Consider the following 24,848-nt stretch of genomic DNA (forward strand, 5'->3'; position numbering starts at 1 on the left):
CATGATCGAACCTATGGGATTTAATATCACCTCGCTTTTACGTGGTTTATTGGGGATGATATCTATTGTAGCTGTATGCTATCTAATGAGTTATAACAGGAAACGCATCGACTGGAAACTGGTAGGCGGAGGCTTACTTCTACAATTGATCCTGGCACTGTCTATATTATATATTCCTTTTGTGGGATTGTTGTTTGAATGGGTCGGCAAGGCATTTGTCAAACTAATGGACTTTACACATGCCGGAATAGCCTTCCTATTAGGCCCTTATGCCGACAAAACCCAAGGTTTTAGTTTTCTGCTCCATTCGCTACCTATCGTTATTTTCTTCTCGGCTATCGTTTCCCTGTTCTACCACTGGGGGATTATCCAACGCATCGTAGGGGCCTTTTCCTGGGTACTCAGACGTTTCATGAACATATCCGGTTCAGAGGGATTGGTAGCTGCCGGCAATATCTTTATGGGAATGACCGAATCTCCGGTGCTTATCAAAAACTACCTGCCAGCCATGAATCGCTCGGAAATATTCCTGGTACTGGTTTCCGGAATGGGAACTATCGCCGGTTCTGTAATGGGAGCTTATGTAGCTATGCTGGGAGGCGGTGATCCGGCGTCTCAGGTATTGTTCGCCAAGCACCTTCTTTCGGCTTCTGTAATGGCAGCTCCGGGTGCCATTGTTATAGCCAAAATGCTTTGCCCACAGACTGAAACAGTTACCGACACCATGATCCAGATGGAGCATGTGGGCGGCAAATCGAATGCACTTGACGCCTTGGCTGCAGGTACTTCTACCGGTGTGAAGCTGATGGTTAATATAGCCGCCATGCTACTGGTATTCATCGCTTTGGTTGCCTTGGTCAATTATATATCCTCCGACTTCATAGGCCGCTATACCGGTATAAACGAGTGGGTAAGAGATTTCACTAACGGCAAGTCGGAAGGGTTTACCTTTGAGTTTATCGTTGGAACACTTCTGTCTCCTTTCATGTGGTTGATTGGTGTTCCAACAGACGACATCATGCTCGTAGGCTCGCTTTTGGGACAGAAAACAATTCTGAATGAATTCGTGGCATATGCCCAAATGGAAGAATGGAAAAATGCAGGTTTGTTTATCTATCAGAAGTCCATGCTGATGTCTACATACATTTTATGCGGATTTGCCAATATATCATCCATTGGTATTTTAATAGGCGGAATCAGTGTTTTGGCCCCCGAAAAACGGGGCATGATCACTCGTTTTGGTTTCCCTGCCATGATTGGCGGAGCATTGGTCTCTATTATGTCTGCTACGATTGTTGGTATGATTATGGGTTAAACAATGATGCAAATATTTTACACACCGGATATCAGCACACATCCCGAGCTTCCCGAAGAAGAAGCCAGGCATGCCCTTCGCGTCCTCAGACTAGCCGAAGGAAGCGAAGTATTGCTGACCGATGGGAAAGGGTATTTTTACAAAGCCATCATTTCGCAATCCAACCCCAAGCATTGTACAGTAACGGTAACTGAGCAATGGCAACAACCTCCCTCCTGGCATTTTCGCCTACACATAGCAGTAGCCCCTACCAAAAACATAGACAGGATGGAGTGGTTCTGCGAGAAAGCAACAGAGATAGGAATAGATGCTATTACGTTCCTGAACTGCCGCTTCTCGGAAAGACGCGAGATAAAAGCAGCCCGTCTGGAGAAGATCCTAATCAGCGCCATGAAGCAATCTCAAAAAGCGATACTGCCTGAATTAAACGGCATAACCGACTTCCGGACATTTATCAGCCAGCCTTTTGAAGGACGTAAGTTCATAGCCCATTGTGCAGAAGGAGAGAAAAAAACATTGAAACATACATATCTGCCGGGCGAAAATGCCTTACTGCTAATAGGACCGGAAGGAGACTTCAGCCCCGAAGAAATACAAGCCGCCATAAGTCACGGATTTGAACCCGTTTCTCTAGGAGAAAGCCGCCTACGTACCGAGACTGCAGCCTTGGTATCCTGTCAGACATTTCACATATTAAATGAGTATTAATTCAAAACAATTAGTCATGAAAAAGATTATTCTTTGCAGCTTTTTACTCCTCGCTCTTTGCTCTACCATTTCTTTTGCTTCTTGCAATTCATCTGCCCAAAGCAATTCCAATCCGGAAGAATTGGTAATAGTAGCACATGTAACAATTGACCCTGAATACCAGGATCAGATGATAAAAGTTTTTGATGCTGTGGTAAAAGGTACTCGTCAGGAACCGGGATGTGTCTCGTATGTTTTGCACCAGCACGTCGACAATCCGCAAAAATTCACATTTGTTGAAGTTTGGAAATCACAGGCTGCTATTAAAGCCCACAACGAAAGTGCCCATTTCCAAGAATTCGCCAAGGCCATCGAAGGCAAAGCCTCTCTGGAAGTTTACACCATGAAAAAGAAATTCTAAAAAATCAGGCACGGATCCCAAAGAAATCCGTGCCTGTATAAAATTACTCCCACTCAATCGTTGCTGGGGGTTTTGAGCTTATGTCGTATACTACGCGGTTTACACCTTTTACTTTGTTGATTATTTCGTTTGATACTTTTGCCAGGAAGTCGTAAGGTAATTGTGCCCAGTCGGCCGTCATGGCATCAGTAGAGGTTACTGCCCGGAGAGCTACTGTGTTTTCATATGTGCGTTCGTCGCCCATTACTCCTACCGAGCGGATCGGGAGTAAAATTGCGGCAGCCTGCCATACCTTATCGTATAATCCCCACTCGCGGAGCAGTGATATGAAAATAGCATCTGCATTCTGAAGTACCTGCACTTTCTCTGGTGTAATATCACTAATGATACGGATTCCCAGACCCGGGCCCGGGAACGGATGACGCTTGATAAGGTGAGGCATCATACCCAGTTCCATTCCTACTTTCCGCACTTCATCTTTGAAGAGAAGGCGTAAGGGTTCTACCAGTTTCAGATTCATTTTTTCAGGTAAGCCTCCTACGTTGTGGTGACTCTTTATTACTGTGCCGGTAATAGACAATGACTCTATAACATCCGGGTAGATAGTCCCCTGTCCAAGCCATTTAATACCTTGCAGCTTATGTGCTTCTTCGTCGAATACATCAATAAAGCCTTTGCCGATAATCTTACGTTTCTGTTCCGGATCCGTCACACCGGCTAATTCTTTATAGAATTTTTCTTTGGCGTCTACTCCTATAACATTCAAGCCCAGATGTTCATAATCTTTCAAGACGTTCTCGAATTCGTTTTTCCGCAGCAATCCGTGATCCACAAAGATACAGGTAAGGTTCTTTCCTATCGCCTTATTCAGCAATACGGCTGTAACCGAAGAATCCACACCTCCTGACAAGGCCAGAATCACTTTGTCGTCTTTCAGTTGTTCTTTCAGATCGGCAACTGTAGACTCGATAAAGGAAGCCGGCGTCCAGTCTTTTTTACGTCCGCAGATGTCAAGGAAATTATTTAACAACTGGGTACCATCTGTTGTGTGATACACTTCCGGGTGGAATTGTACTCCCCAGGTCTTCTCCCCGTCTACGCGATAAGCGGCTGCTTCTACATCACCAGTGCTGGCTATGATCCGGAAAGAAGATGGAAGCTGAGTAATCGTATCGCCATGAGACATCCATACTTGTGACCCTGTATGAACGCCCTTCAGCAAGGGATCATCATTATTAATGTAACTGAGATTTGCCCTTCCGTATTCGCGAGAGTCTGCCGACTCTACATTGCCTCCGGAAGTATAAGCCAGATATTGGGCTCCGTAACAGATACCTAATACCGGGTATTTGCCACGAATTCCGCCCAGTTCTGTTTTAAATGCCTGAGCATCATAAACAGAATAAGGGCTACCGGAAAGAATAACACCTTTTACATCTGTTGCCTCATGAGGGAACTTGTTGTATGGGACTATTTCGCAATACATATTTAACTCTCTGACCCTGCGGCCAATTAACTGAGTCGTTTGCGATCCGAAGTCAAGAATAATTATTTTCTCGTGCATGAAGTTTTTGTGTTTATTTGAGTGGCACAAAGTTAATAATAATATTCCGAAGCGGAAAAAGAGTGAAATTATATTATTGCAAATGAACAATAGATATGTTAAGACGGTTTTAAAATGTGTAAAATGTGAGTTAATAGTTCCTATTGAATATAATTTAACACTACCTTTGCACGTTCATTAGTTGATAAACCGTATGGATTCGGAAAAGAAAGAGAATAAAGACATAAATAAACTATCACTGCTTATTGTAGCTATCATTGTATTGTTGCTAGTAATAGGTGGAGCGGCGTATTATATATATCACCAAAAGCAGCAGATGTCGGACCTGGTTCAGACGTTCGATCTGGAAAAAGAATCATTGGAAGATGAATTCAATGAGCTCTCGCTTCAATACGAAGGCTATAAGTTCAGTGTAAATAATGACTCACTGTTGGCGCTATTGTCTACAGAACAGGCCAAAGTGCAACGCTTGATGGAAGAGTTACGCACAGTGAAAACAACCAATGCCCGCCGAATAAGCGAACTAAAGAAAGAACTGGAAACGCTACGCAAGATAATGCGCAATTACGTTATACAGATTGACTCCCTCAACCAAGCCAACCAGCAACTGACAAAGGAAAAAGAACAAGCGGTAAGAAGATATCAACAAGCTTCAAGCAGTGCTGCCCAGTTGACAAAGGAACTGGAAAAACAAACAGAGCGTGTAACACTGGCCAGCAGGTTGGATGCTACAGGCATTACGGTTACTCCGATCAACGGGAGGGGCAAAGAAGTGAAAAAGATAAAGCAAATGGAACAATTTGCGGTCAACTTCCGCATCGTAAAAAACATAACAGCTCCGGTGGGTGAAAAAACAATTTATATTCGTTTGAAGAAGCCGGATGATGACATCCTTGTAAAAAGTCGCGCCAATGTATTTGCTTTTGAAGGAAAAGAGATCAATTATTCCATGAAAAAAATGGTAGAATATGACGGAGAAGAACTACCCGTTACCATGTACTGGAATATTGAAGAATTCTTGTCTCCCGGCACCTATCGTGTAGATATTTTTGCCGATGGAAACCTGATCGGGCAAAAAAAATTCGACTTGGAAAAATAAACCTTCCGAACAATCCTGCCATTCAGTCTGTTTTGTTTTAAATTAGGTTATAATGTTGAGTATTTAAACAATATAAAAATGAAGCAACTGATTGTGTTATTTGCGTTACTGCTAGCAGTAAACTACACACACGCACAACGAACTCTTACCTTGGAAGAATGCCGGAATTTAGCAATCCAAAACAATAAAGAGTTACAAATTTCTAATCAAAAAATTAAAGCGGCTGATTACGAAAAGAAGGCTGCTTTTACCAAATATTTCCCGGAGCTATCGGCTACGGGGGCTTATCTGTGGAATCAGAAAGACCTCCGCATTATCGACCTCAGCGGCTTGGGTAGCATCGGAGAAATAGTAGGAACAATTGCTCCTGGGCTGAAAGACATCGGTCATCTGGACATTCAGAACGTATGGGTAGGAGCTGTATCCTTAGTTCAGCCCGTCTTCCTGGGTGGTAAGATCATAAACTACAATCAGATCACCAAATATGCGAAAGAGCTGGCAGAATCCATGAATAACCAGAAACTGCAGGATGTGATCTATCAGATTGATGAAACCTACTGGCAGGTGGTATCATTGGTCAATAAAAAGGAACTGGCAGACGCCTATGTTTCCCTGTTGCAGAAGATGAATCGTGACGTGACAGAGATGATTAACGAAGGACTTGCCACACAGGCCGACGGACTCTCCGTTAAAGTGAAATTAAACGAGGCCGAAATGGCTCAGACAAAAGTAGACAACGGCCTGGCACTTTCCCGTATGCTGCTGGCTCAACTATGCGGACTCCCCATACATGAACCGCTTGCTTTGGCAGACGAGAATATAAAAAACATTTCTGTCGGACAGAGCCGTATCTCGGCTGATGTGAACGAAGCGTTCATGAACCGTCAGGAATTAAAAAGCCTTGACCTGGCCTCCAAAATATACCAAAAGAAAGAGTCTATCGTGCTGGCAGACATGTTGCCTAACGTAGCGCTGACAGCTAATTACCTAATCACAAACCCCAACTCATTCAACGGATTTAAGAATGAATTCGGAGGGATGTTCAATGTGGGTGTCATGCTAAAGGTGCCGCTCTCCGGCTGGTGGGAAGGCTCTTACAAACGTAACTCTGCCCGCGCAGAGACACTGATAAGCAGGCTGGAGTTTGAAGAAGCGCGTGAAAAGATAGAGTTGCAGGTAAACCAATCGGTCTACAAAGTAAACGAAGCTCAGAAGAAACTGATTGCTTCCAGTCGGCACATGGAAAGTGCAGAAGAAAACCTGCGCCATGCCAATTTTGGTTTTGAGGAAGGCGTTATCCCTCCACTAAACCTGATGGAAGCGCAAACGGCCTGGCTATCGGCTCACTCGGACATGATAGATGCGCAGATAGATGTAAAATTAACGGAGGTTTACCTGACAAAAGCATTGGGTAAGCTCAGGCCGCAAGAACACGAATAAAAACAATTAAAACATACAGAAATGGATCATGACAAGAAATTTTCAACCAATAATATGCTACTGGCATTTATTGCCGTGTTGGTTGTCATTGGGCTGGTTGCTCTAACCGGATTTTTCCTCTTAACACCTCCCGACGACATCGTGATGGGGCAGGCAGAAGCAACGCAAGTCCGTATATCCAGTAAGGTACCCGGACGTGTAGCATCCTATCGTGCCGATGAAGGAGACCGGATACAGAAGGGTGACACCCTGGCATTCCTGGACACACCAGATATCATGGCAAAGCTGAAACAAGCAGAAGCCGCCCGCTCAGCAGCCGAAGCTCAAAGTGCCAAAGCTCAGAAAGGAGCCCGCGCGCAGGAAATTGCCGCCGCTTACGAGATGTGGCAAAAGGCTCAGGCCGGAAAAGAAATTGCCCGAAAATCATACGAACGGGTACAGAACCTGTACGAAAAGGGAGTTATGTCTGCTCAGAAACGAGACGAGGCAGAAGCCAACTACAAGGCTATGGAAGCTACCGAAAAGGCTGCCAAGTCCCAATATGACATGGCTAAAGACGGTGCACGCGTAGAAGATAAGCATGCAGCCGCAGCTTTGGTAAACCAGGCTTCAGGCGCTGTGGCAGAGGTTGAATCGTATATAGACGAGAGTGTTCTGCTGTCTCCTATCGATGGCGAGATATCCGACCGCTTCCCTCAGTTGGGCGAGTTGGTTGGCACGGGTGCTCCGATCATGAACGTTACAGACCTGAACGATATGTGGATAACATTCAGCATACGGGAAGATTTGTTGAAAAACATACGGGTTGGCTCCGAACTGAATGCTTTTATCCCGGCATTGGACGATCAAAAAGTGACATTGAAAGTATATTATATGAAGGATATGGGCTCGTATGCCGCCTGGAAAGCCACTAAAACAACCGGCCAATACGATGCAAAAACGTTTGAAGTGCGTGCCCGTCCGACTGAGAAGATAGCAGATTTACGCCCCGGCATGTCGGTTATCATGAAGAAAAAAGGGAAAGATATTCTATGATGTCAACAAACGGCAAACGAGGTGTTTGGAATGTAGCCAAACGGGAGGTACAGCGATTCGGGTCTCATCCCCTCTATATCTTCTGTATGCTGGGTGCTCCTATTATCAGTGTCATTTTTTTCCTGACGCTGATGTGGAACGGACTGCCTACCGATTTGCCTATTGCCGTAGTAGACCTGGATAATTCTTCCACTTCGCGCAACCTGATCAGACAGTTGGACGCCTTTGAGCAGACCGAAGTCGCAATGGTTACCATGTCGTTCACCGAAGCGCGGCAGGAAATCCAGAAAGGAACTGTTTACGGCATATTCTATATCCCTAAAGACTTTTCGGCAGAAGCAACAAGCGGGAAACAGCCGACGCTCTCGTTCTATACCAATTCGTCTTACCTGATTGCCGGTTCGCTGCTGTTCCGCGATATGAAAACCATATCCGTTCTGGCCGGCGCATCCGTAGGCTTGCAACAAGGCACGGCAAAGGGGTACACGAATGAACAGATCATGGCTCAGTTGCAGCCTATTGCGCTCGACACGCACGTGTTGGGTAATCCGTGGCTCAACTACTCGGTGTACCTGAATAACACCCTGTTGCCCGGTATCTTGCAACTCATGATATTCCTGGTAACGGTGTTCAGTATCGGCTCCGAAATCAAATACGAAACCTCACGCCAATGGCTGCAAGCGGGTAACCATTCATTGACCAACAGTTTGTTGGGAAAATTAATCCCGCAAACGATCGTTTTTACAACCGTTGGCTTTATGTATTGCGCGCTGATGTATGGGCTGAATGCTTTCCCGCTGAACAGCGGATGGTTGCCCATGTTGTCTGCCATGTTCCTGCTCGTCATATCCTCGCAGGCTGTGGGGGTCTTTATGATTGGCACACTGCCTACGTTGCGTTTGGGGCTGAGTTTTGCCAGCTTGTTCGGGATGATATCTTTTTCTATCGTGGGTTTTTCCTATCCCGTACTCGACATGCACCCCACCTTACAGGCATTGGCCAACCTGTTTCCCTTGCGCCATTATTTCCTGATCTATATAGACCAGGCATTAAACGGGCGCGAGCTATTCTTCTCATGGACACAATATGCCAGTCTGGCTGCATTTCTTATTCTTCCTTTATTAATCGGCAAAAATCTGAAGGGAGCATTGATGCACTTTAAATATATTCCATAATATGATGAATAAGGAAAGCCGTTTAAGATATATAATAAAAGAAGGTATACAGGACTCTTTTCACATCTGGAAAGAAGAGCTGAAAAATGTATTTAAGGATACGGGGGTGATGATCTTTTTCTTCCTTGTCCCGCTGGCGTATCCGGTACTCTATGCCTTTATCTATGATAATGAAGTGGTGCGCGAAGCCAAGATGGTAGTAGTAGACCAGTCGGACTCTTACCTGAGCCGTGAGTTTACCCGCAGGGTGAATGCTACGCCTGACGTACAGGTAGTGGCTGTTTGCTCCGACATGGCAGAAGCCAAACGGATGCTGGACGAGAAAAAGGCATACGGCATACTGTTATTCCCTAGCGAATTCAGTAAAGACCTCCACACCGGAAAACAGACCAAGGTGTCCTTGTATTCCGACATGAGCAGTCTGTTATTCTATAAGGCCTTCTTATTATCCGCTACCGAAGTATCGCTCGATCTGGGTAAGGAATTGACAGCCCGGAACAATCCGGCTTCAACGGACGAATTACAACAGATTGTTCTGAACCCTATCCCTTATGAGTCGGTTACGATGTTTAATTCGCAGAGCGGCTTTGCCAGTTTTCTGGTTCCGGCCATCTTAATATTGGTTATTCAACAAACCCTGATACTGGGTATCGGCATGTTGGGGGGAACTGCCCGTGAGCGGAACCGTTTCCACTCATTAGTGCCCATTGCCAGGCATTATAACGGTACGCTTCGTATCGTATTCGGTAAGTCTCTGGCTTATATATTGCTCTATGCAGTAGTTTGTTTGTGGGTATTGGCTATCGTCCCGCGCCTTTTCTCACTTCCGCAAGTGGGAGAACCCTGGGATGTATTGCTCTTTATCCTACCCTATCTGTTTGCCTGTATATTTTTGTCGATGACTTTGTCGGGATTTATGACTACCCGCGAATCACCCATGCTGGTGTTCGTTTTCACCTCGCTTATCCTATTGTTTATTTCCGGTGTCTCGTGGCCATTGGCTTCCGTACCACCTTTTTGGAAAGCCTTCGGTTACCTGTTCCCTTCTACCCCGGGTATACAGGGATTTATCCGGATCAACTCTACAGGAGCCACGTTGAGCGAAGTAGCCGCCGAATATCGCCTATTGTGGATACAGGCCGGATTTTATTTCATTACCGCCTGTATCATCTATCGCTACCAGATCATCCGCAGCGAGAGGTTAGCAAATAAAAATAGCTCGTTAGCTAAATAAAATAGCTAACGAGCTAAAAAATATCGCTCACGACTCAATCTTAAAGATCAAATCTTGATTTTCGGTTTGTACATATCTTTAGCCGTTAAGCCTAGTTCCTTCTTCATGCGAATGCTGTATTCCAGCATACTTACCTCGGGTACTATATTATTTGTTCCGAAGGTGAATTTCACACCGGCTGCTTTGGCTTTCATCAGGATAGCCTTGTTAGGGATATTGTAAAGTTCGTTAATCTCCAAAGCCTTGCCACTCTTCACCAATGCGTCGATAAATTTATTCATGCGAGCTTCCGTCCAGAACTCATCGTAGCGGTCCTGCATCTGAGGAGGTAGGTAACAAGGGTTCACGTAAATGTCCATAGGCTCTTGCAATACACCACATATTTTGTCTACGATTAAGTCCATATACTCCTGCTCGTTTTCAATCCAGGTTTCTTGCGGTATCCAGAGGCGGGTTCTACGCCCCTTGGAATCTGTAAATGTCAGGGCATCAGTAAACACATAGTCAAATTCGTCTCTTACCCCCTGAGAGAATGTTTCAATCCACTCGCGTCCTTCTGCCTGCATGGCAAGGATAAAAGGTTCCGTACGCATCACATTCAGAAAATCCATCACCTGCCCATCATTGGTTATCGGGAAACCAATGCCGCAGTTGGGGGCTATGGCATAATTGATACCTGTCTCGCGCGATTGCTGGGCAGCTACTTCTTTTGTCAGCCCGCCTTTGAGGTGTACGTGGAAGTCCAATACCGGAAAGTCTTCCTGGTGCAAACGGATAATCTCGTCTGTCTGTTCATCATTCGCTCTTGCCTGTTGAGTTGTTACATCTACCTTCTTGCCTGATGCTTCTACAGCTATATTCTTGAACTGGATATCGCCGCTGCCATCACTTACAAGTGCAAACGTCCCTTTTGACAATAAAGCGGTCGTATTTGCACCTACCCGGTAAGGAGCAGCCGGTTCGATGTATTCTACAACCGGGCTACCATTGATACGAACCATAATAAAATGGCCTTCCACCGTAATATCCAGTTTAAACCAGTCATTTTCTTTTACAAAACTCTTGGTCAGATTACGAACCGAGAGCAAACTTCCTGTCATTTTCCACCATTCCGGATCTTCCCTGTTATTGTTTATCGCTACCTGATAACCTTTCGTCAGGGACGGATCAGTATGAAACCACACAGCACCTTTCGCACCCGGAGTAGTGCGCACGTCCATACTTAAGAAGAAGTTCTGATAATCACCGCCTTTCAAGACCGCCTGAGCTTCAGCCCCGGATAGCGTCAATGCTTCATCAGCAACAGCTACCAGCCCTGTTGTCTTCCATTTATTACTATCTTTTCCATCAAACAAAACACCGCTTTGGGATTGGCTGCAAAAGGTAAGCAGCAGGCAGCAAGCTACTACCGGAAGAATGAACACATTTTTCATGGTATAATGAATTAAGTTTCTTTTTATTGCCTAAAGTTACTTTAAAATTAAGATACGAAATAGTTTTTGTAGATTTTAACAAATTGGGGCTTGAATCCTGAAAATATAATCATACTTTTGTACTATTCTCAAAATAAACTTAATTTATCAGAAGTGCTATGCAAAACAGACGTGACTTTTTGAAACGAGCTTCCCTTATGCTCGCCGGAGGTATGGTTATGCCTCAACTATTAACATCTTGTGGTGGTCCTAAAAAACATATTGGCCTACAACTTTACTCTCTTCGCGAAATGGTAAAAGACGAAGGCATTAAAGCCGTTCTGGAAACTGTTGCAAAAATGGGTTACACCCATCTTGAAACGGCCGGATACGATAATGGCAAGATATACGGATTGGCTCCTCTAGAATTCAAAAAAATGGTAGACGACCTGGGTATGAAATGTACCAGCGCTCACCTTAGCCAAGCGATCACAAAAGATAACAAAGACGAGGTAATGGCTTGGTGGGACAGAGCTATCGAAGCTTACAACCAGGTGGGTGCTAAATATCTGGTGCAACCTTGGATGCCTATCGACGACAATACAACCGAAGACGACATGAAGATGTATTGCGATTACTTCACTTCTGTTGGTTACAAGACCGCTGCAGCCAGCATGGCTTTCGGCTATCATAACCATGACTTCGAATTCAAATACAAATTTGGCGGAAAATATGCGTATGACTATCTACTTGACAATGTAAGCAAACAGCACGTATTTTTCCAGATGGACGTTTATTGGGTAATGATGGGAGGAGAAGATCCTGCTGCCTACCTGAAAGAACGCCCCAGCCAGTTCAAGACTATCCACATTAAAGACGAAAAAGAAATCGGCGCAAGTGGTAAGATGAACTTCCAGCCCATCTTTGAACAAATGCAAGCTAATAACGTAAAAGACTGGTATGTTGAAGTAGAACAATACACCAACAACAATCCGGTAGAAAGCGTACAAGAAAGCTATGACTTCCTGGCAAAAGCTGGTTACGTATATTGATTAAGCTCTTTATTCAGCATAAAAAAAGCCGGCACTTGAACAATGCCGGCTTTTCTTTTTATTCCTTTTTACAGACTTTCCATAATATTTTTCCAGTCTGCGGCCAGACTTTTCATGTCTGGATATAATAGGCTTGCGCCTGCTTCCAGCAATACGCTGTCATCCAACGGGCCGGTATTCACGGCAATCGTAAAGATGCCGGCAGCTACTGCGGCTTGTACGCCCATGGGGGCATTCTCTACGACTATGGCCTCGCTAGCTTTAACGCCTGCTTTTTCCAATCCCATTAGGTAAGGTTCTGGATGAGGTTTGCCATAAATCACATCATAACCTGTCACCATTTTTTCACGCACAAAAACACCCGGAAAACTCTGGTTTAATTTGTCAATCAAGCTGTGCTGTCCGGAGCCGGTTACGATCAAGGTGTCAAGTCCAATGGCTTTTACCTGCTTCAGCACCTCTGCTGCACCTTCCATCGGCTGACCGTCATTATAGGTATTGAAGAGTGCTGCTTTTTCCTTATAGATGGTTTCTCTTTCCTCCTGCGTGGCATCGCGTTGGAACGTTCGCTGAAATAAAGCATTGACGGTACTATCACCTGTACGCCCCTCGAAAAGAAAAAAATCTTCGGGAGTGGCGTCCAGTTGATGCCTCATCGCTGTTTCATACCAGGCACGCGCATGGAATGGCATGGAGTCGTACAACACTCCATCCATATCAAATAATACTGCTTTAATCATCTGCTTACAATCTGGCCTTGATTGCTTCTGTTTCTTTTTCGAATCCGGGTTTGTTCAGCAGGGCAAACATATTTTTCTTGTAGGCTTCTACACCTGGTTGGTCAAATGGATTTACATCCAGCATATAGCCGCTGATTCCGCAAGCTTTTTCAAAGAAGTAGAACAGTTGGCCTATGTAGTAAGGGTTTACTTCCGGCATTGTGATCTTGATGTTGGGTACGCCACCGTCAACGTGTGCCAACTGTGTCCCAAGTTCTGCCATTTTATTTACCTCGTCTACACGCTTTCCGGCCAGGAAGTTCAAGCCGTCCAGATTAGCCTCATCTGTCGGAACCAACAGTTTGTGATCCGGGGCTTCTACCGAAATAACAGTTTCAAAGATCGTACGTTCGCCATCCTGAATCCATTGTCCCATAGAATGCAGGTCAGTGGTCAGGTCTACCGAAGCAGGGAATATTCCTTTATGGTCTTTGCCTTCGCTCTCGCCATAAAGCTGTTTCCACCACTCACCGATATAATGCAATTTAGGATGGAAGTTGGCCAGGATTTCAATGCTTTTTCCGCTCTTATATAGCTCATTCCGTACGGCGGCATAAATAGCAGCCATATTGTCTGCGAATGGAACATTCTCTCCGGTTGCTTTCTCCATGTCAACTGCTCCAGCCACTAAGTCGCGGATACTGATTCCGGCTACAGCAATCGGCAGCAAACCTACCGGAGTAAGTACTGAAAAGCGTCCACCTACATTATCGGGTATCACATATGTTTTATAACCTTCCTGGTCTGCCAGGGTACGCAAAGCACCTCTCTGAGCATCCGTAACGGCTACAATACGATGTTTGGCTTCCTCTTTGCCAACGGCATCTTCCAACTGTTTCTTCAATAGACGGAAAGCCAGAGCCGGCTCGGTTGTTGTTCCCGATTTGGAGATATTAATCAATCCGAACTGTCTGCCTTTCAATAGTTCAGTCAGTTCGTATAAATAATCTTCACCTATGTTTTGTCCGGCATACACTACAACCGGATTCTTCCGGTCTTTCTGTAACCAGTCGAAGCTGTTGTTCAGAGCTTCCAGTACGGCCTTAGTGCCTAAGTAACTTCCACCGATACCGATAACTACCACAACTTCACACTTCTCGCGAAGCACATTGGCTGTATGTTCTATATCTGCCAGTTCTGCTTCTGTAATAGAAGACGGCAGGTGTAACCAACCTAAAAAATCATTCCCTGCGCCTGTACCTTTGTGCAATTTCTCTATACAGGCAGTTGCCTTTGCTTGCTGAGCATATACCTGCTCTTTTGTTACAACACCTAATGCCTTGTCGATGTTAAGACTAATACTTTTCATATCTTATTTATTTAAACGTCTCCGTCAGTTTCCTGATTACTGTTGTTGGAGATTTCTTATCGTACAATATGCCATATAACGCATCCAGGATAGGCATATTTACTTTGTACTTTTGATTTATTTCGTATATACACTTGGTTCCATAGTAGCCCTCGGCTATCATTTCCATTTCTAGCTGAGCTGTCTTAACCGAATAGCCCTTTCCTATCATCGTTCCGAATATCCGGTTCCGGCTGAAGCGGGAGTAAGATGTAACCAACAGGTCACCTGTATAGACTGAGTCGGTAATATCACGTTCTACATCGCTGACAGCATCTACAAAGCGGCGCATCTCCTGCACGGCATTACAAAGGAATACCGCCTGGAAGTTATCACCATATTTCATGCCGTGACAGATCCCTGCAACGATAGCATATACGTTCTTCAACACAGATGCATACTCTATACCGGCTACATCCTGACTGATAATATTCTTCAGATAATGATTTCTGAACACCTCCGACAAGATCTGAATATTATCCGTATTGGTGCAAGCCAATGTAAGATAAGACAAACGCTCCAAGGCAATCTCCTCGGCATGGCAAGGACCTCCGATGACAGCTATATTCTCCGAAGGAACTCCATAGTATTGAGTAAAGTAATCCGTGATAAGAATATTTTCATCCGGCACCAAACCTTTGATGGCTGATATAATAAACTTATCACACATCGGAGTTTTAATCTTCTTCAGATGTTGCTTCAGGAAAGGGGAAGGCGTTGCAAACAGCAACGTATCAGACTCCTTAATTACCTTATTTATGTCTGAATAGAAGTTTATCTTATCCGTATCAAACTTAATACTGGTAATATAACAGGGGTTATGTCCAAACTGTTTGAACTCTTCAATACGATCCGGACGCCGCATATACCAATTGATACTATCTTCCGTAGACAGCACGATCTTGGCCAATGCCGTAGCCCAGCTTCCGCCTCCCATAATGGCTATTTTACCGGGATGTCTCATAGTATTCTTGTATTATTATTTTTCTTCGGGAGCATCTTTTCTGACGGTTTTTTCCGGACGCATCTGTGGGAAGAACAATACTTCCTGTATACTTTCCTGACCGGTGAGGAACATTGTCAGACGATCCATTCCAATTCCGATACCACTTGTAGGAGGCATACCATATTCCAGTGCCCGAAGGAAATCCTGGTCGATAAACATCGCTTCATCATCGCCTTTTTCCGAAAGACTCAGTTGGTCTTCAAAACGTATCCGCTGATCTATCGGGTCGTTCAGCTCGGAATAGGCATTGGCCAGTTCCTTACCGTTTACCATCAGTTCAAAACGCTCGGTAAGTTCCGGATTGTCACGATGTTTTTTAGTTAGAGGAGACATCTCTATGGGGTAGTCGATAATAAAGGTCGGCTGGATATAATTGCCTTCACATTTATCACCAAAGATAGCGTCGATCAGCTTTCCTTTACCCATTGTTTCGTCCTGTTCTACACCTAATTGCTTACAAACTTTGCGCAACTCGGCCTCATCCATTCCGCTGATGTCTACACCTGTAAACTCTTTGATAGAATCAATCATCGTTACACGTGGATAAGGAGCTTTATAGTCTATTTCCTTATCTCCCATCATTACTTTTGTGGTTCCATGAACATCCATACAAATCTTTTCCAGCATTTGTTCTGTAAAGTTCATCATCCACTTATAATCTTTATAGGCGACATAGAATTCCATGACTGTAAACTCTGGGTTGTGAGTACGATCCATCCCTTCATTACGGAAGTTACGGCTAAACTCATACACCCCTTCAAAGCCCCCTACGATCAAACGTTTCAGATAAAGCTCATTGGCTATACGCAAATACAAAGGAATATCCAGCGCATTATGATGCGTAATGAAAGGACGAGCTGCAGCTCCTCCCGGAATGCTCTGAAGTACAGGCGTATCTACCTCTATATATCCATGTTGATTCAAGAACTCACGCATGGAGTTAAATATCTTGGTTCTCTTGACAAAAACATCCTTCACTCCTTCGTTTACCACCAGGTCTACGTAACGCTGGCGATAGCGTTGTTCCGGATCTGTAAAGCCATCGTACACCACACCATCCTTCATCTTCACGATAGGAAGCGGGCGGAGCGATTTGGCCAATACTGTCAATTCCTCGGCATGTACGGATATTTCACCCATCTGTGTACGGAACACATAGCCTTTAATACCTATATAATCACCTATATCCAGTAGTTTCTTAAATACGGTATTGTATATCTCTTTGTTTTCACCGGGACATAAATCATCCCTTGAAATATACACTTGTATCCGGCCTTCCGAGTCTTGCAATTCCATAAAGGAAGCCTTTCCCATAATGCGGCGGCTCATGATACGTCCGGCAACGCGCACCTCGCGGCGCTCTGCGTCATCCTTGAAATTCTTTTTTATTTCTTCAGACCAGCCATTTGTTACATACTCAGCTGCCGGATAAGGCTCTATGCCCATCTGGCGCAACTGTTCCATACTATTCCGTCTGAAAATCTCTTGTTCACTTAGTTCCGATACACTCATTGTTTTGCTATTTGAATAACAGCCACAAAAGTACAAAACTTTTCCTATTAATCATATTAAAAGAAGCTACAGGTAATCGATAAAGTTTTCGGGCATACTTCCTGAAAAATGTTGGTTATCATTGTTTGCCGACATATGTCAGCAATTCTGCCGATAACTATCAACAATATTGCCGACAATTATGAGCAGGCTTGCCGACAATTATCGGCAACAAAAGTGATACGCACAAAAACGCAGTGCGTTTTAGGTGTAATCGGCATTTCTTCGTATATTTGCAGCACTTTATACAACTTAAAAACCAGCTTTATTTATGCACAAAAAAATCTTGTTGTTTTGCTCACTACCCATTCTTTCTTTGCTGTTTACATCTTGCGTAAAAGAGGTAGAAGCACCGGCTCCTTATGGCGCCCTTCCTTCTGAAAGCCAACTCGCCTGGCAGCAAATGGAATATTATATGTTTATCCATTTCGGTCCGAATACCTTTACAGATGTAGAATGGGGAGATGGAAAAGAAGATCCGAAAGTATTCAACCCTACCCAGATGGATTGCCGGCAGTGGGCTTCTATCGCCAAGGAAGCGGGTATGAAAGCGATCATCATTACAGCCAAACATCATGACGGGTTCTGCCTGTGGCCCAGCCAATACAGCACCCACACTGTGCGTGAAAGCCTTTGGAAAGACGGCAAGGGAGACGTGCTGCGCGAACTGTCGGATGCCTGCAAGGAATATGGTTTAAAGTTTGGCGTTTATCTTTCGCCCTGGGATCAGAACCATCCCTCTTATGGCACGCCTGAATACAACGAGGTATTTGCCAATACACTGGCAGAAGTACTGGGCAGTTATGGCGACGTGTTCGAGCAATGGTTTGACGGAGCAAACGGAGATGCACACAAAGGTAAACGACAGGAATACGACTGGGATTTATTCCATAAAACAGTATATAGCTACCATCCGCAAGCTGTTATCTTCAGCGATGTAGGTCCCGGTTGCCGCTGGATGGGTAACGAAAAAGGAATAGCCGGAGAAACAAACTGGTCACGCCTGAATATCAAAGGATTTGAGCCGGGTTTGGGAGCTCCTCCCAGTGACACACTGACCCGGGGGAATATCAATGGAGAAGCCTGGGTACCGGCAGAAACAGACGTTTCCATCCGTCCGGGATGGTTCTACAGTCCCCGTACCGACAACCAGGTTAAGAACCTCAATCAGCTGATGGACATCTATTATACGTCCATCGGGCGCAATTCAAACCTGCTACTGAATGTTCCTCCCAGCCGGGAAGGGCGCATTCACCCTAACGACTCGGCACGCCTGATGGAATTCCGCCAGGCGATAGACGACAGCTTTGCCCGCGACCTGGCTCAGGGAGCATCCTTGCATGCCATCAACACCCGTGGAGGATCAGCCAAATACAAAGCAGAACATCTGCTGGACGAAGCATACGACAGCTATTGGGCTGCCGACGATGATGTATTGTCTACTGCTATAGAGATCACCCTTCAGAAACCGGAAACATTCAATCGTTTTCTGGTACAGGAATACATCCCGCTGGGACAACGGGTAGCCGCCTTCTCGCTAGAGATATGGGACGAAAATACCGCCAACTGGGAGATGATAGCCGACGGCACAACGATTGGATATAAGCGCATCCTCCGCTTCCACCAGGTAACCACTCAAAAGCTACGCCTGAATATCAAGGAAGCCTTGGCTTGCCCGGTATTGAACAAAGTGGAGATATACAATGCTCCGGAGCATTTTTACACAAGCTCCGCAGAGGGTGCCGACAAGGCAGACGAAATAGTTGCTCTTGCTGAAAAATGGAATATCGACTCTCCCGCCGAAAAAGGAAACAGAGATATTATTGACGGGAATATGCATACCACCCGCACATTCAGCAATCTGGAACCCATTATTCTGAACCTGGGAGAAACCCTTTCCTTGCAAGGATTCTCATACACTCCGGCCGACAACATGTTTGCCTCTCATATCACCAAATACAATTTGTACGTAAGTGAAGATGGTTCCGAGTGGAAGGAAATAAGAAAAGAAGCAGTATTCAACAATATTAAAAACAACCCCATCCGTCAGGATGTCTGGTTTAGCGACCCGGTAGAAGCCCGATACGTAAAGCTGGAAGCACTTGAAACAACCACCAACACAACATCTTATACCATTGCCGAGATTAAGGTAATGGTAGAGTAAGTGCAAGTGGCTGATACAACGGGCAAATGGCATACCTAAAAAACAATATCGCCTTTGATCTGGGAACAAGTCTAGTCAGGATATGTAAAAACGGTAAGCTACAAACGGAAACACCCCCACTGCTCGAGGAGAAAGGGAAAATCTTTAGCATTATCGCTAACGGAAAGATTGCCAGCCTCTATGGGACGGAGCAATTTGTAAAACAAGAGATCAAAAAGATTCAAAAGCCCATTTTAGGTTTTTTACATCCGTCGTATACTATTTTAGTTTCGATTCCTGCCGGAGCCAGCGAGATTGATCTAAGGGCATACCGGGATGTAATGGAATGTGCCGGAGCTAAGCAATGTTTTATGTTGCAGGATTGTTTCATTACTCTGACCGGATTAGAGGTAGACATCAAAAACTCCGTATCCATGCTTGTAGACTTCGGTGCCGGAAAAACCAGTATCACTACCCTAGAAGGATACAAGATATTAAGAAACAACCTTTCCGACACTACAGGCGATAGTATCGACGAAGCTATTTGGCTTTACCTAAGGAGAGAATACAATCTGGAGATTGATAAGACAGAAGCTGAAAAACTAAAGATACAATACGCAGACCTCAGTGACAAAACATTTGAAAAATACATCGCAATAAGCGGAAAAGAAAAACACACCGACAAGAGCAAAAGCATCACTATACTCAACACAGAGATCTCCAATTGCGTAAAAAAATACATTGATTATCTAGTGGATAGCATCATAAGACATTATGAGAACCTGGATGAAGATATTATGCAGAAAGTAAAAGGCTCCGGTATCTATTTGATAGGAAGAGGCTTTAAACTAAAAGGGGTAATTGAGTATATCTCGAAACAAATAAACATATCCCCAAAATCATACAACCCGGATATCTATTATCTGGGTATAGGGCTGGAAAAGATACAGTCCAATCCCGGAGAGCTGTACAAATATTTAATAATCTGATCTTAAGGATATAAAAACAAAAAACACGGAGATACTGTATGTCGTATTCTCCGTGTTTTCGTATTTTAATTTATATACCTCAGTTAACGCCTAAGGAAACTAATATCCGGCCGATCTTTTCTTCTGCTGCATCATGGGCCTCCCGCAATTCGTCAAGGCTACTGATCTTAGCTTGCACTTCGCAATAGAATTTGATCTTGGGCTCCGTTCCCGAAGGACGGATAGATACTTTTGTTTGATCTTCCGTAACATACTGTAACACGTTGGAAGTGGTAGGCATATCCAAGGTTATCGTTTCCTTGTCCTGACAACTGTATCCCTTCAATGTAGAATAATCATAGATGAAAGCTACTTTGGAACCGGCAATTTCCGTTAAAGGGTTCTTGCGGTAATTGGCCATCATAGCCTCTATTTCTTCGGCTCCGCTCTTTCCTTTTTTTACGACTGAAATACCTTTTTCATGCGAATAGCCATATTCCAGGTAAATACGCTGCAGCAACTGATACAAGGAAAGGCCCTGATCTTTTGCCCAGGCGGCCATTTCTGCCAATATAGCACAAGCTGAAACGGCGTCTTTGTCCCGAACAAAGTCTTCGCAAAGGAAGCCATAGCTCTCTTCTCCACCGCCTATGTAGGCCTTCTTGCCTTCATTTTCGCGCATCACGTTGGCGATCCATTTGAAGCCGGTATATACGTCATACATCTCTACTTTGTTACGCTCGGCAATCGTACTAATTAACTCCGTAGTAACAATAGTTTTAACGATGTATTCCTTACCTGTTATTTTGCCCAACTCTTTCCAGCGGGTGATCAGGTAATAGACAAACAATAATGCCGTTTGGTTACCATTGAGCAACACCCATTCGCCTTCATTATTCTTAACAGCCGCCCCTACCCGGTCGCCGTCAGGATCAGTTGCCAATACCAGTTCGGCATTTGTTTCCTTCGCTTTTTCTACAGCCATAGCCAAGGCTGCGGGTTCTTCCGGATTTGGAGATACCACTGTCGGGAAGTCGCCGCTCACTACATCCTGTTCCGGCACATGGATAATATTCGTAAAGCCATAGGCCTTTAAGGTGGCGGGCACAATCTGTACCCCTGTTCCATGGATGGGAGTATAAACAATCTTCATATCGTGATGACGAGCAATCGCTTCTTTTGAAAGCGAAATACCGGTCAAGGCCTCAATATATTGTTTATCAACATCCTTACCTATAATTTCAATCAAACTCTTATCACCTTTAAACTGAATCTCAGAAGCATTCCGAATCCGGTTTACTTCTGCAATCGTATTCTTATCATGTGGGGCAATCATCTGCGCGCCATCGTCCCAATAGGCCTTGTAGCCATTATATTCTTTGGGGTTGTGAGAGGCTGTCAGGATGATACCACTCTGGCATCCGAACTTACGGATCGTATATGACATTTCAGGAGTAGGGCGAAGATCTTCAAATAGATAGACCTTGATTCCATTGGCAGAAAAAATATCGGCAGATATCTCCGCAAACTTGCGGCTGTTGTGCCGACAGTCATGTCCTATAACGACTTTTATCTGTGACAAATGAGCAAATTCTTTTTTCAGGTAATTGGAAAGACCTTGTGTAGCAGCTCCTACCGTATAGATATTCATACGATTGGTTCCTGCACCCATGATTCCACGGAGTCCTCCGGTTCCAAATTCGAGGTCTTTATAAAAGGCTTCGATTAAATCCGTAGGATCTTCTTTGTCCAGTAAAGCCTGTACCTGAGCACGCGTATCGGCATCATAACTATCGGTAAGCCAGCCTTTCGCACGGCTTCTTACCATTTCAAGTAAGTCATTATTCTCCATATCTATATCACGTATTGTTAATTGCTTCTCTTTATTTATAAGCAAACAAAGATATCAATTTATTAAAATTACCAAACAAAAGAATGCTCAAAAAGAGACTCATTTCCACAATTATCTATCAGCAAAAACGACAGTTTGTGATTGCCCCGGGCAAGACGCTTCTTATCAAAAGAGTAGGAAACCAGTCCTTTCTTTCCGTCATATTCAAAAAGGGCATACTGTCCGTCTATTTCGCCCCGATAAGACTTTACTCCACTCAGGTTGTCTGTTATACGGAAGGTTATTTTCTGGCTACCTACCCAAGCAGTCTGATTAACAGGAGTAATAACAGGGGGAACCGTATCCTGTTTAATCGTATAAACACCCAGTTCCCGGATATCGGCATCCAGCCAGCCGTTACGGTACGTACCACCCACCCAGGTATACTTTCCGTTCTGCCGTCTCACAATACCATATTGTTGTTTATTATCAAGTGAATCCTTTTGCAGACGAAGTGATAACTGCGCCTTGTCATGTATAGGAATGGTACGATTATGCAGGGTATGTGTAGCGGCAAGAGCCGTGCTGTCTTCTTTTACCGAATAACGAAAATATACATCGTCATAAAGGTTGCCGGAAGGAATGGTAAGACGAACGCCTTTTGCCCCGAAACGATTCTCGCTTTTCCAGTGGAAATAAGTGGCATTCGCTGTATCAGGCGCCGGGATGTCTTGCTTTTTTCCATCAATCCAAACAGATAGTTGTGCTGTATTTCCAAACGCATCCTGCAGATGATAGGTCAGTTGATACACGCGTTCTTCGTCAATCGTAATAATACCCCGGTTCACGCCCTCTATAAAGCGCAGGCGATTACCCGGTTCTACAAAGCTTTTCATGTAAAAGGACTTTTTATCCTTCCACTCCTCATAATCCACAAAACTATTCAGATAGCGGCTTTCATCAAAGGCAAAACGGTTGATATTACTCTTGAAAACAAGCTGGCTATCAACTGACAAAGCCACCTTACGTACCCCATAGATATTAGACGTTCCGTCCATATAATCATAGGCTTTCACGGCAACAGAGATATCACCCCAGGCTTCTATCTTTCCTACGATGGTTTGCATGCCGTCTTTGGCGGTTACAGGCTTCAACTCTTTCTTCTTGCCGCTTCCGTTAATCACGCCTTTTCCCTCTACAGGGTATAGCATTACGCCCTGAATCCGAGGTTTGCTCTTATCCTTTATCTGTGCTTTGTAATAATCCATCGGATCCAGTATATCTTCGGTCTGGGTATCGCGTATCTCAAAATGTAGATGCGGCCCGCCCGAGCTACCCGAATTCCCGCTTAAAGCAACGATCTCATCTTTCTTCACCGGAAACTGTCCCGGTTCCGGAAGCAGGTTTACGCTAAAACTTTCCCGGGCATACTGTTCTGTCCTTATATAAGCTGTAAGTGTATCGTTAAACTTCTGCAAGTGTCCATAAACGGTGGTTGTCCCGTCCGGATGGTCTACATATAAGGCGTTTCCGTATCCCCAGGGGCTAACCGATATACGCGACACATATCCATCCTTCACCATGTGAATAGATTTACCTTCTGCCCCCTGTGTTTTGAAGTCCAGTCCCGCATGAAAATGATTGGTTCTCAACTCCCCGAAATTGCCACTCAGCAGGATAGGGAAAGCAAAGGGATTACGCAGTTCCTCTTGCCCGAAAGCAGGAAGCAGCACAGACGACAAAAAACTGAGGATAAATATAATAGAGTAATAACGCATTGGTTCTGTTTATTGATCTTCGCACAAATATACAAAGAAATCCGCCAAAACGGGCAAGTGATCGCTATATCCTCCTTCGTATTTAAAGCCATGATAGGTACGGAAAGGACGCTCACCCCGCCAGGTCTTATCCTTTATAAACAAGAAAGAAGGGGAATAGTTGCGTGCACTTTCCTCCACTACTTTCATACGTGAATCAGGCTTCGTCAGGTTCCGGTGTACAACAATCTGGTCTAACTGAGACCATTCTCCCTGGTATTTGTGGCTGCCTCCTTTTCCGGTGAAAAGATTCGTGAAATCATCACCTATTAGCCATTGCATACAGCGGCTTTCCGGCGGATCATTGAAATCGCCCATCAACAGGATTAGTGGATAGGTGCGAACCTTTATCAACGAATCGCATACGTTTCTCACAGCCTTTGCCGCCTCCACCCGTCGGCTTTGGCTTTCCTTTTCTCCTCCGTACTTTGAAGGAAAATGGCAGACCATCACATCCAGCGTATCTCCGCTGATAACCTCTCCCCAGACATAAAGGATTTCACGCGCTGCATGCGATTCGTTCTTTTTGTGCTTTACCGGAACGGAGCGATGATTGATATAGCGGAACTTGTCCCGCTGATAAAGCAAAGCCATATTGATGCCGCGCCTGTCTGAGGTTTGGGAAATACAGTATTGGTAATGCTGTTGGCGAAGAGGCGTCCGTCTCAGCAAATGAGTCAACACCGTGTCATTCTCTACTTCACACAGGCCAACCAAGGCAGGAGTATCCCACTCTCCGGCGGCAGTGATTACTTTGGCGATCTGCTGTAGTTTGTGGTAATAGCGCCCTTTGGTCCAGCGGCGGTTACCGGAGGGTAGAAATTCGTCATCATTCGTTGCCGGATTATCTTCCGTATCAAACAGATTTTCCACATTATAGCTCATCACGCGAAAGGGGATTTGCCCTTCTGCTACAGCTAATAAAAAGAGGGATAAAATCAGGATAGTTAAGGTTTTGCTCATATTTAATT

19 protein-coding genes and 1 pseudogene are annotated in these 24,848 nt (G+C 44.6%); 11 read left to right on the forward strand and 9 right to left on the reverse strand.

Annotated elements, in window-relative coordinates; translation table 11 throughout:
• The first annotated feature begins 1 nt into the window (after position 1).
• The 3 genes from M2470_RS11105 to M2470_RS11115 are packed head-to-tail and all read left to right on the forward strand — an operon-like array spanning position 2 to position 2,423.
• Positions 2 to 1,315: a nucleoside transporter C-terminal domain-containing protein gene (locus M2470_RS11105; RefSeq protein ID WP_280745064.1), complete on the forward strand. Its 1,314-nt coding sequence runs from the start codon at positions 2 to 4 to the stop codon at positions 1,313 to 1,315.
• A gap of 6 nt (positions 1,316 to 1,321) precedes the next feature.
• Entirely contained in the window at positions 1,322 to 2,023 is a 702-nt protein-coding gene (locus M2470_RS11110) for a 16S rRNA (uracil(1498)-N(3))-methyltransferase (protein WP_280745106.1), read from the forward strand.
• A gap of 16 nt (positions 2,024 to 2,039) precedes the next feature.
• The gene (locus tag M2470_RS11115; RefSeq protein WP_280745065.1) at positions 2,040 to 2,423 is read left to right on the forward strand and encodes a putative quinol monooxygenase; all 384 of its coding nucleotides are present in this window, start codon (positions 2,040 to 2,042) and stop codon (positions 2,421 to 2,423) included.
• A gap of 43 nt (positions 2,424 to 2,466) precedes the next feature.
• Here the strand turns inward: M2470_RS11115 and guaA are convergent, their stop codons facing one another.
• Positions 2,467 to 3,987, reverse strand: coding sequence for a glutamine-hydrolyzing GMP synthase (gene guaA, locus M2470_RS11120; RefSeq protein WP_280745066.1), 1,521 nt, complete (start codon positions 3,985 to 3,987; stop codon positions 2,467 to 2,469).
• Between the two features lie 193 nt (positions 3,988 to 4,180).
• Here guaA and M2470_RS11125 point away from each other — a divergent pair, with 193 nt between their 5' ends.
• From M2470_RS11125 to M2470_RS11145, 5 genes are all read left to right on the forward strand, one after another.
• Positions 4,181 to 5,086, forward strand: a complete 906-nt coding sequence (locus M2470_RS11125) for a hypothetical protein (protein WP_280745067.1) — start codon at positions 4,181 to 4,183, stop codon at positions 5,084 to 5,086.
• Positions 5,087 to 5,164: 78 nt separating this feature from the next.
• Positions 5,165 to 6,526: a TolC family protein gene (locus M2470_RS11130; protein ID WP_280745068.1), complete on the forward strand. Its 1,362-nt coding sequence runs from the start codon at positions 5,165 to 5,167 to the stop codon at positions 6,524 to 6,526.
• A 21-nt stretch (positions 6,527 to 6,547) separates the two neighbouring features.
• Complete coding sequence (locus tag M2470_RS11135; protein ID WP_280745069.1) at positions 6,548 to 7,561, forward strand: HlyD family secretion protein; 1,014 nt, start codon at positions 6,548 to 6,550, stop codon at positions 7,559 to 7,561.
• The gene (locus M2470_RS11140; protein ID WP_280745070.1) at positions 7,558 to 8,736 is read left to right on the forward strand and encodes an ABC transporter permease; all 1,179 of its coding nucleotides are present in this window, start codon (positions 7,558 to 7,560) and stop codon (positions 8,734 to 8,736) included. The genes M2470_RS11135 and M2470_RS11140 overlap by 4 nt, the downstream gene beginning before the upstream one ends.
• 4 nt (positions 8,737 to 8,740) lie before the next feature.
• Positions 8,741 to 9,970 (forward strand): ABC transporter permease, encoded by a 1,230-nt coding sequence (locus M2470_RS11145; protein WP_280745107.1) that lies wholly within the window; start codon positions 8,741 to 8,743, stop codon positions 9,968 to 9,970.
• Between the two features lie 47 nt (positions 9,971 to 10,017).
• Here the strand turns inward: M2470_RS11145 and M2470_RS11150 are convergent, their stop codons facing one another.
• Positions 10,018 to 11,403, reverse strand: coding sequence for a DUF1080 domain-containing protein (locus M2470_RS11150; protein WP_280745071.1), 1,386 nt, complete (start codon positions 11,401 to 11,403; stop codon positions 10,018 to 10,020).
• A 158-nt stretch (positions 11,404 to 11,561) separates the two neighbouring features.
• Here M2470_RS11150 and M2470_RS11155 point away from each other — a divergent pair, with 158 nt between their 5' ends.
• The gene (locus M2470_RS11155) at positions 11,562 to 12,434 is read left to right on the forward strand and encodes a sugar phosphate isomerase/epimerase (RefSeq protein ID WP_280745072.1); all 873 of its coding nucleotides are present in this window, start codon (positions 11,562 to 11,564) and stop codon (positions 12,432 to 12,434) included.
• 68 nt (positions 12,435 to 12,502) lie between these two features.
• Here the strand turns inward: M2470_RS11155 and M2470_RS11160 are convergent, their stop codons facing one another.
• The 4 genes and pseudogenes from M2470_RS11160 to lysS form a co-directional block, all read right to left on the reverse strand.
• Entirely contained in the window at positions 12,503 to 13,174 is a 672-nt protein-coding gene (locus M2470_RS11160) for an HAD-IA family hydrolase (protein WP_280745073.1), read from the reverse strand.
• Positions 13,175 to 13,178: 4 nt separating this feature from the next.
• Complete coding sequence (locus tag M2470_RS11165; RefSeq protein ID WP_280745074.1) at positions 13,179 to 14,522, reverse strand: glucose-6-phosphate isomerase; 1,344 nt, start codon at positions 14,520 to 14,522, stop codon at positions 13,179 to 13,181.
• Between the two features lie 7 nt (positions 14,523 to 14,529).
• Complete coding sequence (locus tag M2470_RS11170; RefSeq protein WP_280745075.1) at positions 14,530 to 15,525, reverse strand: NAD(P)H-dependent glycerol-3-phosphate dehydrogenase; 996 nt, start codon at positions 15,523 to 15,525, stop codon at positions 14,530 to 14,532.
• 48 nt (positions 15,526 to 15,573) lie between these two features.
• Positions 15,574 to 17,079, reverse strand: a pseudogene (gene lysS, locus M2470_RS11175) (lysine--tRNA ligase); the annotation flags it as partial.
• A gap of 310 nt (positions 17,080 to 17,389) precedes the next feature.
• Here lysS and M2470_RS11180 point away from each other — a divergent pair.
• The gene (locus M2470_RS11180) at positions 17,390 to 19,282 is read left to right on the forward strand and encodes an alpha-L-fucosidase (protein WP_280745076.1); all 1,893 of its coding nucleotides are present in this window, start codon (positions 17,390 to 17,392) and stop codon (positions 19,280 to 19,282) included.
• Positions 19,283 to 19,308: 26 nt separating this feature from the next.
• On the forward strand, positions 19,309 to 20,250 hold the full coding sequence (locus M2470_RS11185) for a rod shape-determining protein (protein WP_280745077.1): 942 nt from the start codon (positions 19,309 to 19,311) through the stop codon (positions 20,248 to 20,250).
• A gap of 79 nt (positions 20,251 to 20,329) precedes the next feature.
• Here M2470_RS11185 and M2470_RS11190 read toward each other — a convergent pair whose 3' ends face one another.
• The 3 genes from M2470_RS11190 to M2470_RS11200 form a co-directional block, all read right to left on the reverse strand.
• A complete protein-coding gene (locus M2470_RS11190) occupies positions 20,330 to 22,081 on the reverse strand; it encodes a phospho-sugar mutase (RefSeq protein WP_280745078.1) in 1,752 nt (583 codons plus the stop codon).
• A 68-nt stretch (positions 22,082 to 22,149) separates the two neighbouring features.
• On the reverse strand, positions 22,150 to 23,838 hold the full coding sequence (locus tag M2470_RS11195) for a M23 family metallopeptidase (RefSeq protein WP_280745079.1): 1,689 nt from the start codon (positions 23,836 to 23,838) through the stop codon (positions 22,150 to 22,152).
• Positions 23,839 to 23,847: 9 nt separating this feature from the next.
• Entirely contained in the window at positions 23,848 to 24,840 is a 993-nt protein-coding gene (locus M2470_RS11200) for an endonuclease (RefSeq protein WP_280745080.1), read from the reverse strand.
• Positions 24,841 to 24,848: the final 8 nt, after the last annotated feature.

Source organism: Parabacteroides sp. PH5-46, from assembly GCF_029892785.1.
GTDB lineage: Bacteria > Bacteroidota > Bacteroidia > Bacteroidales > Tannerellaceae > DFXE01.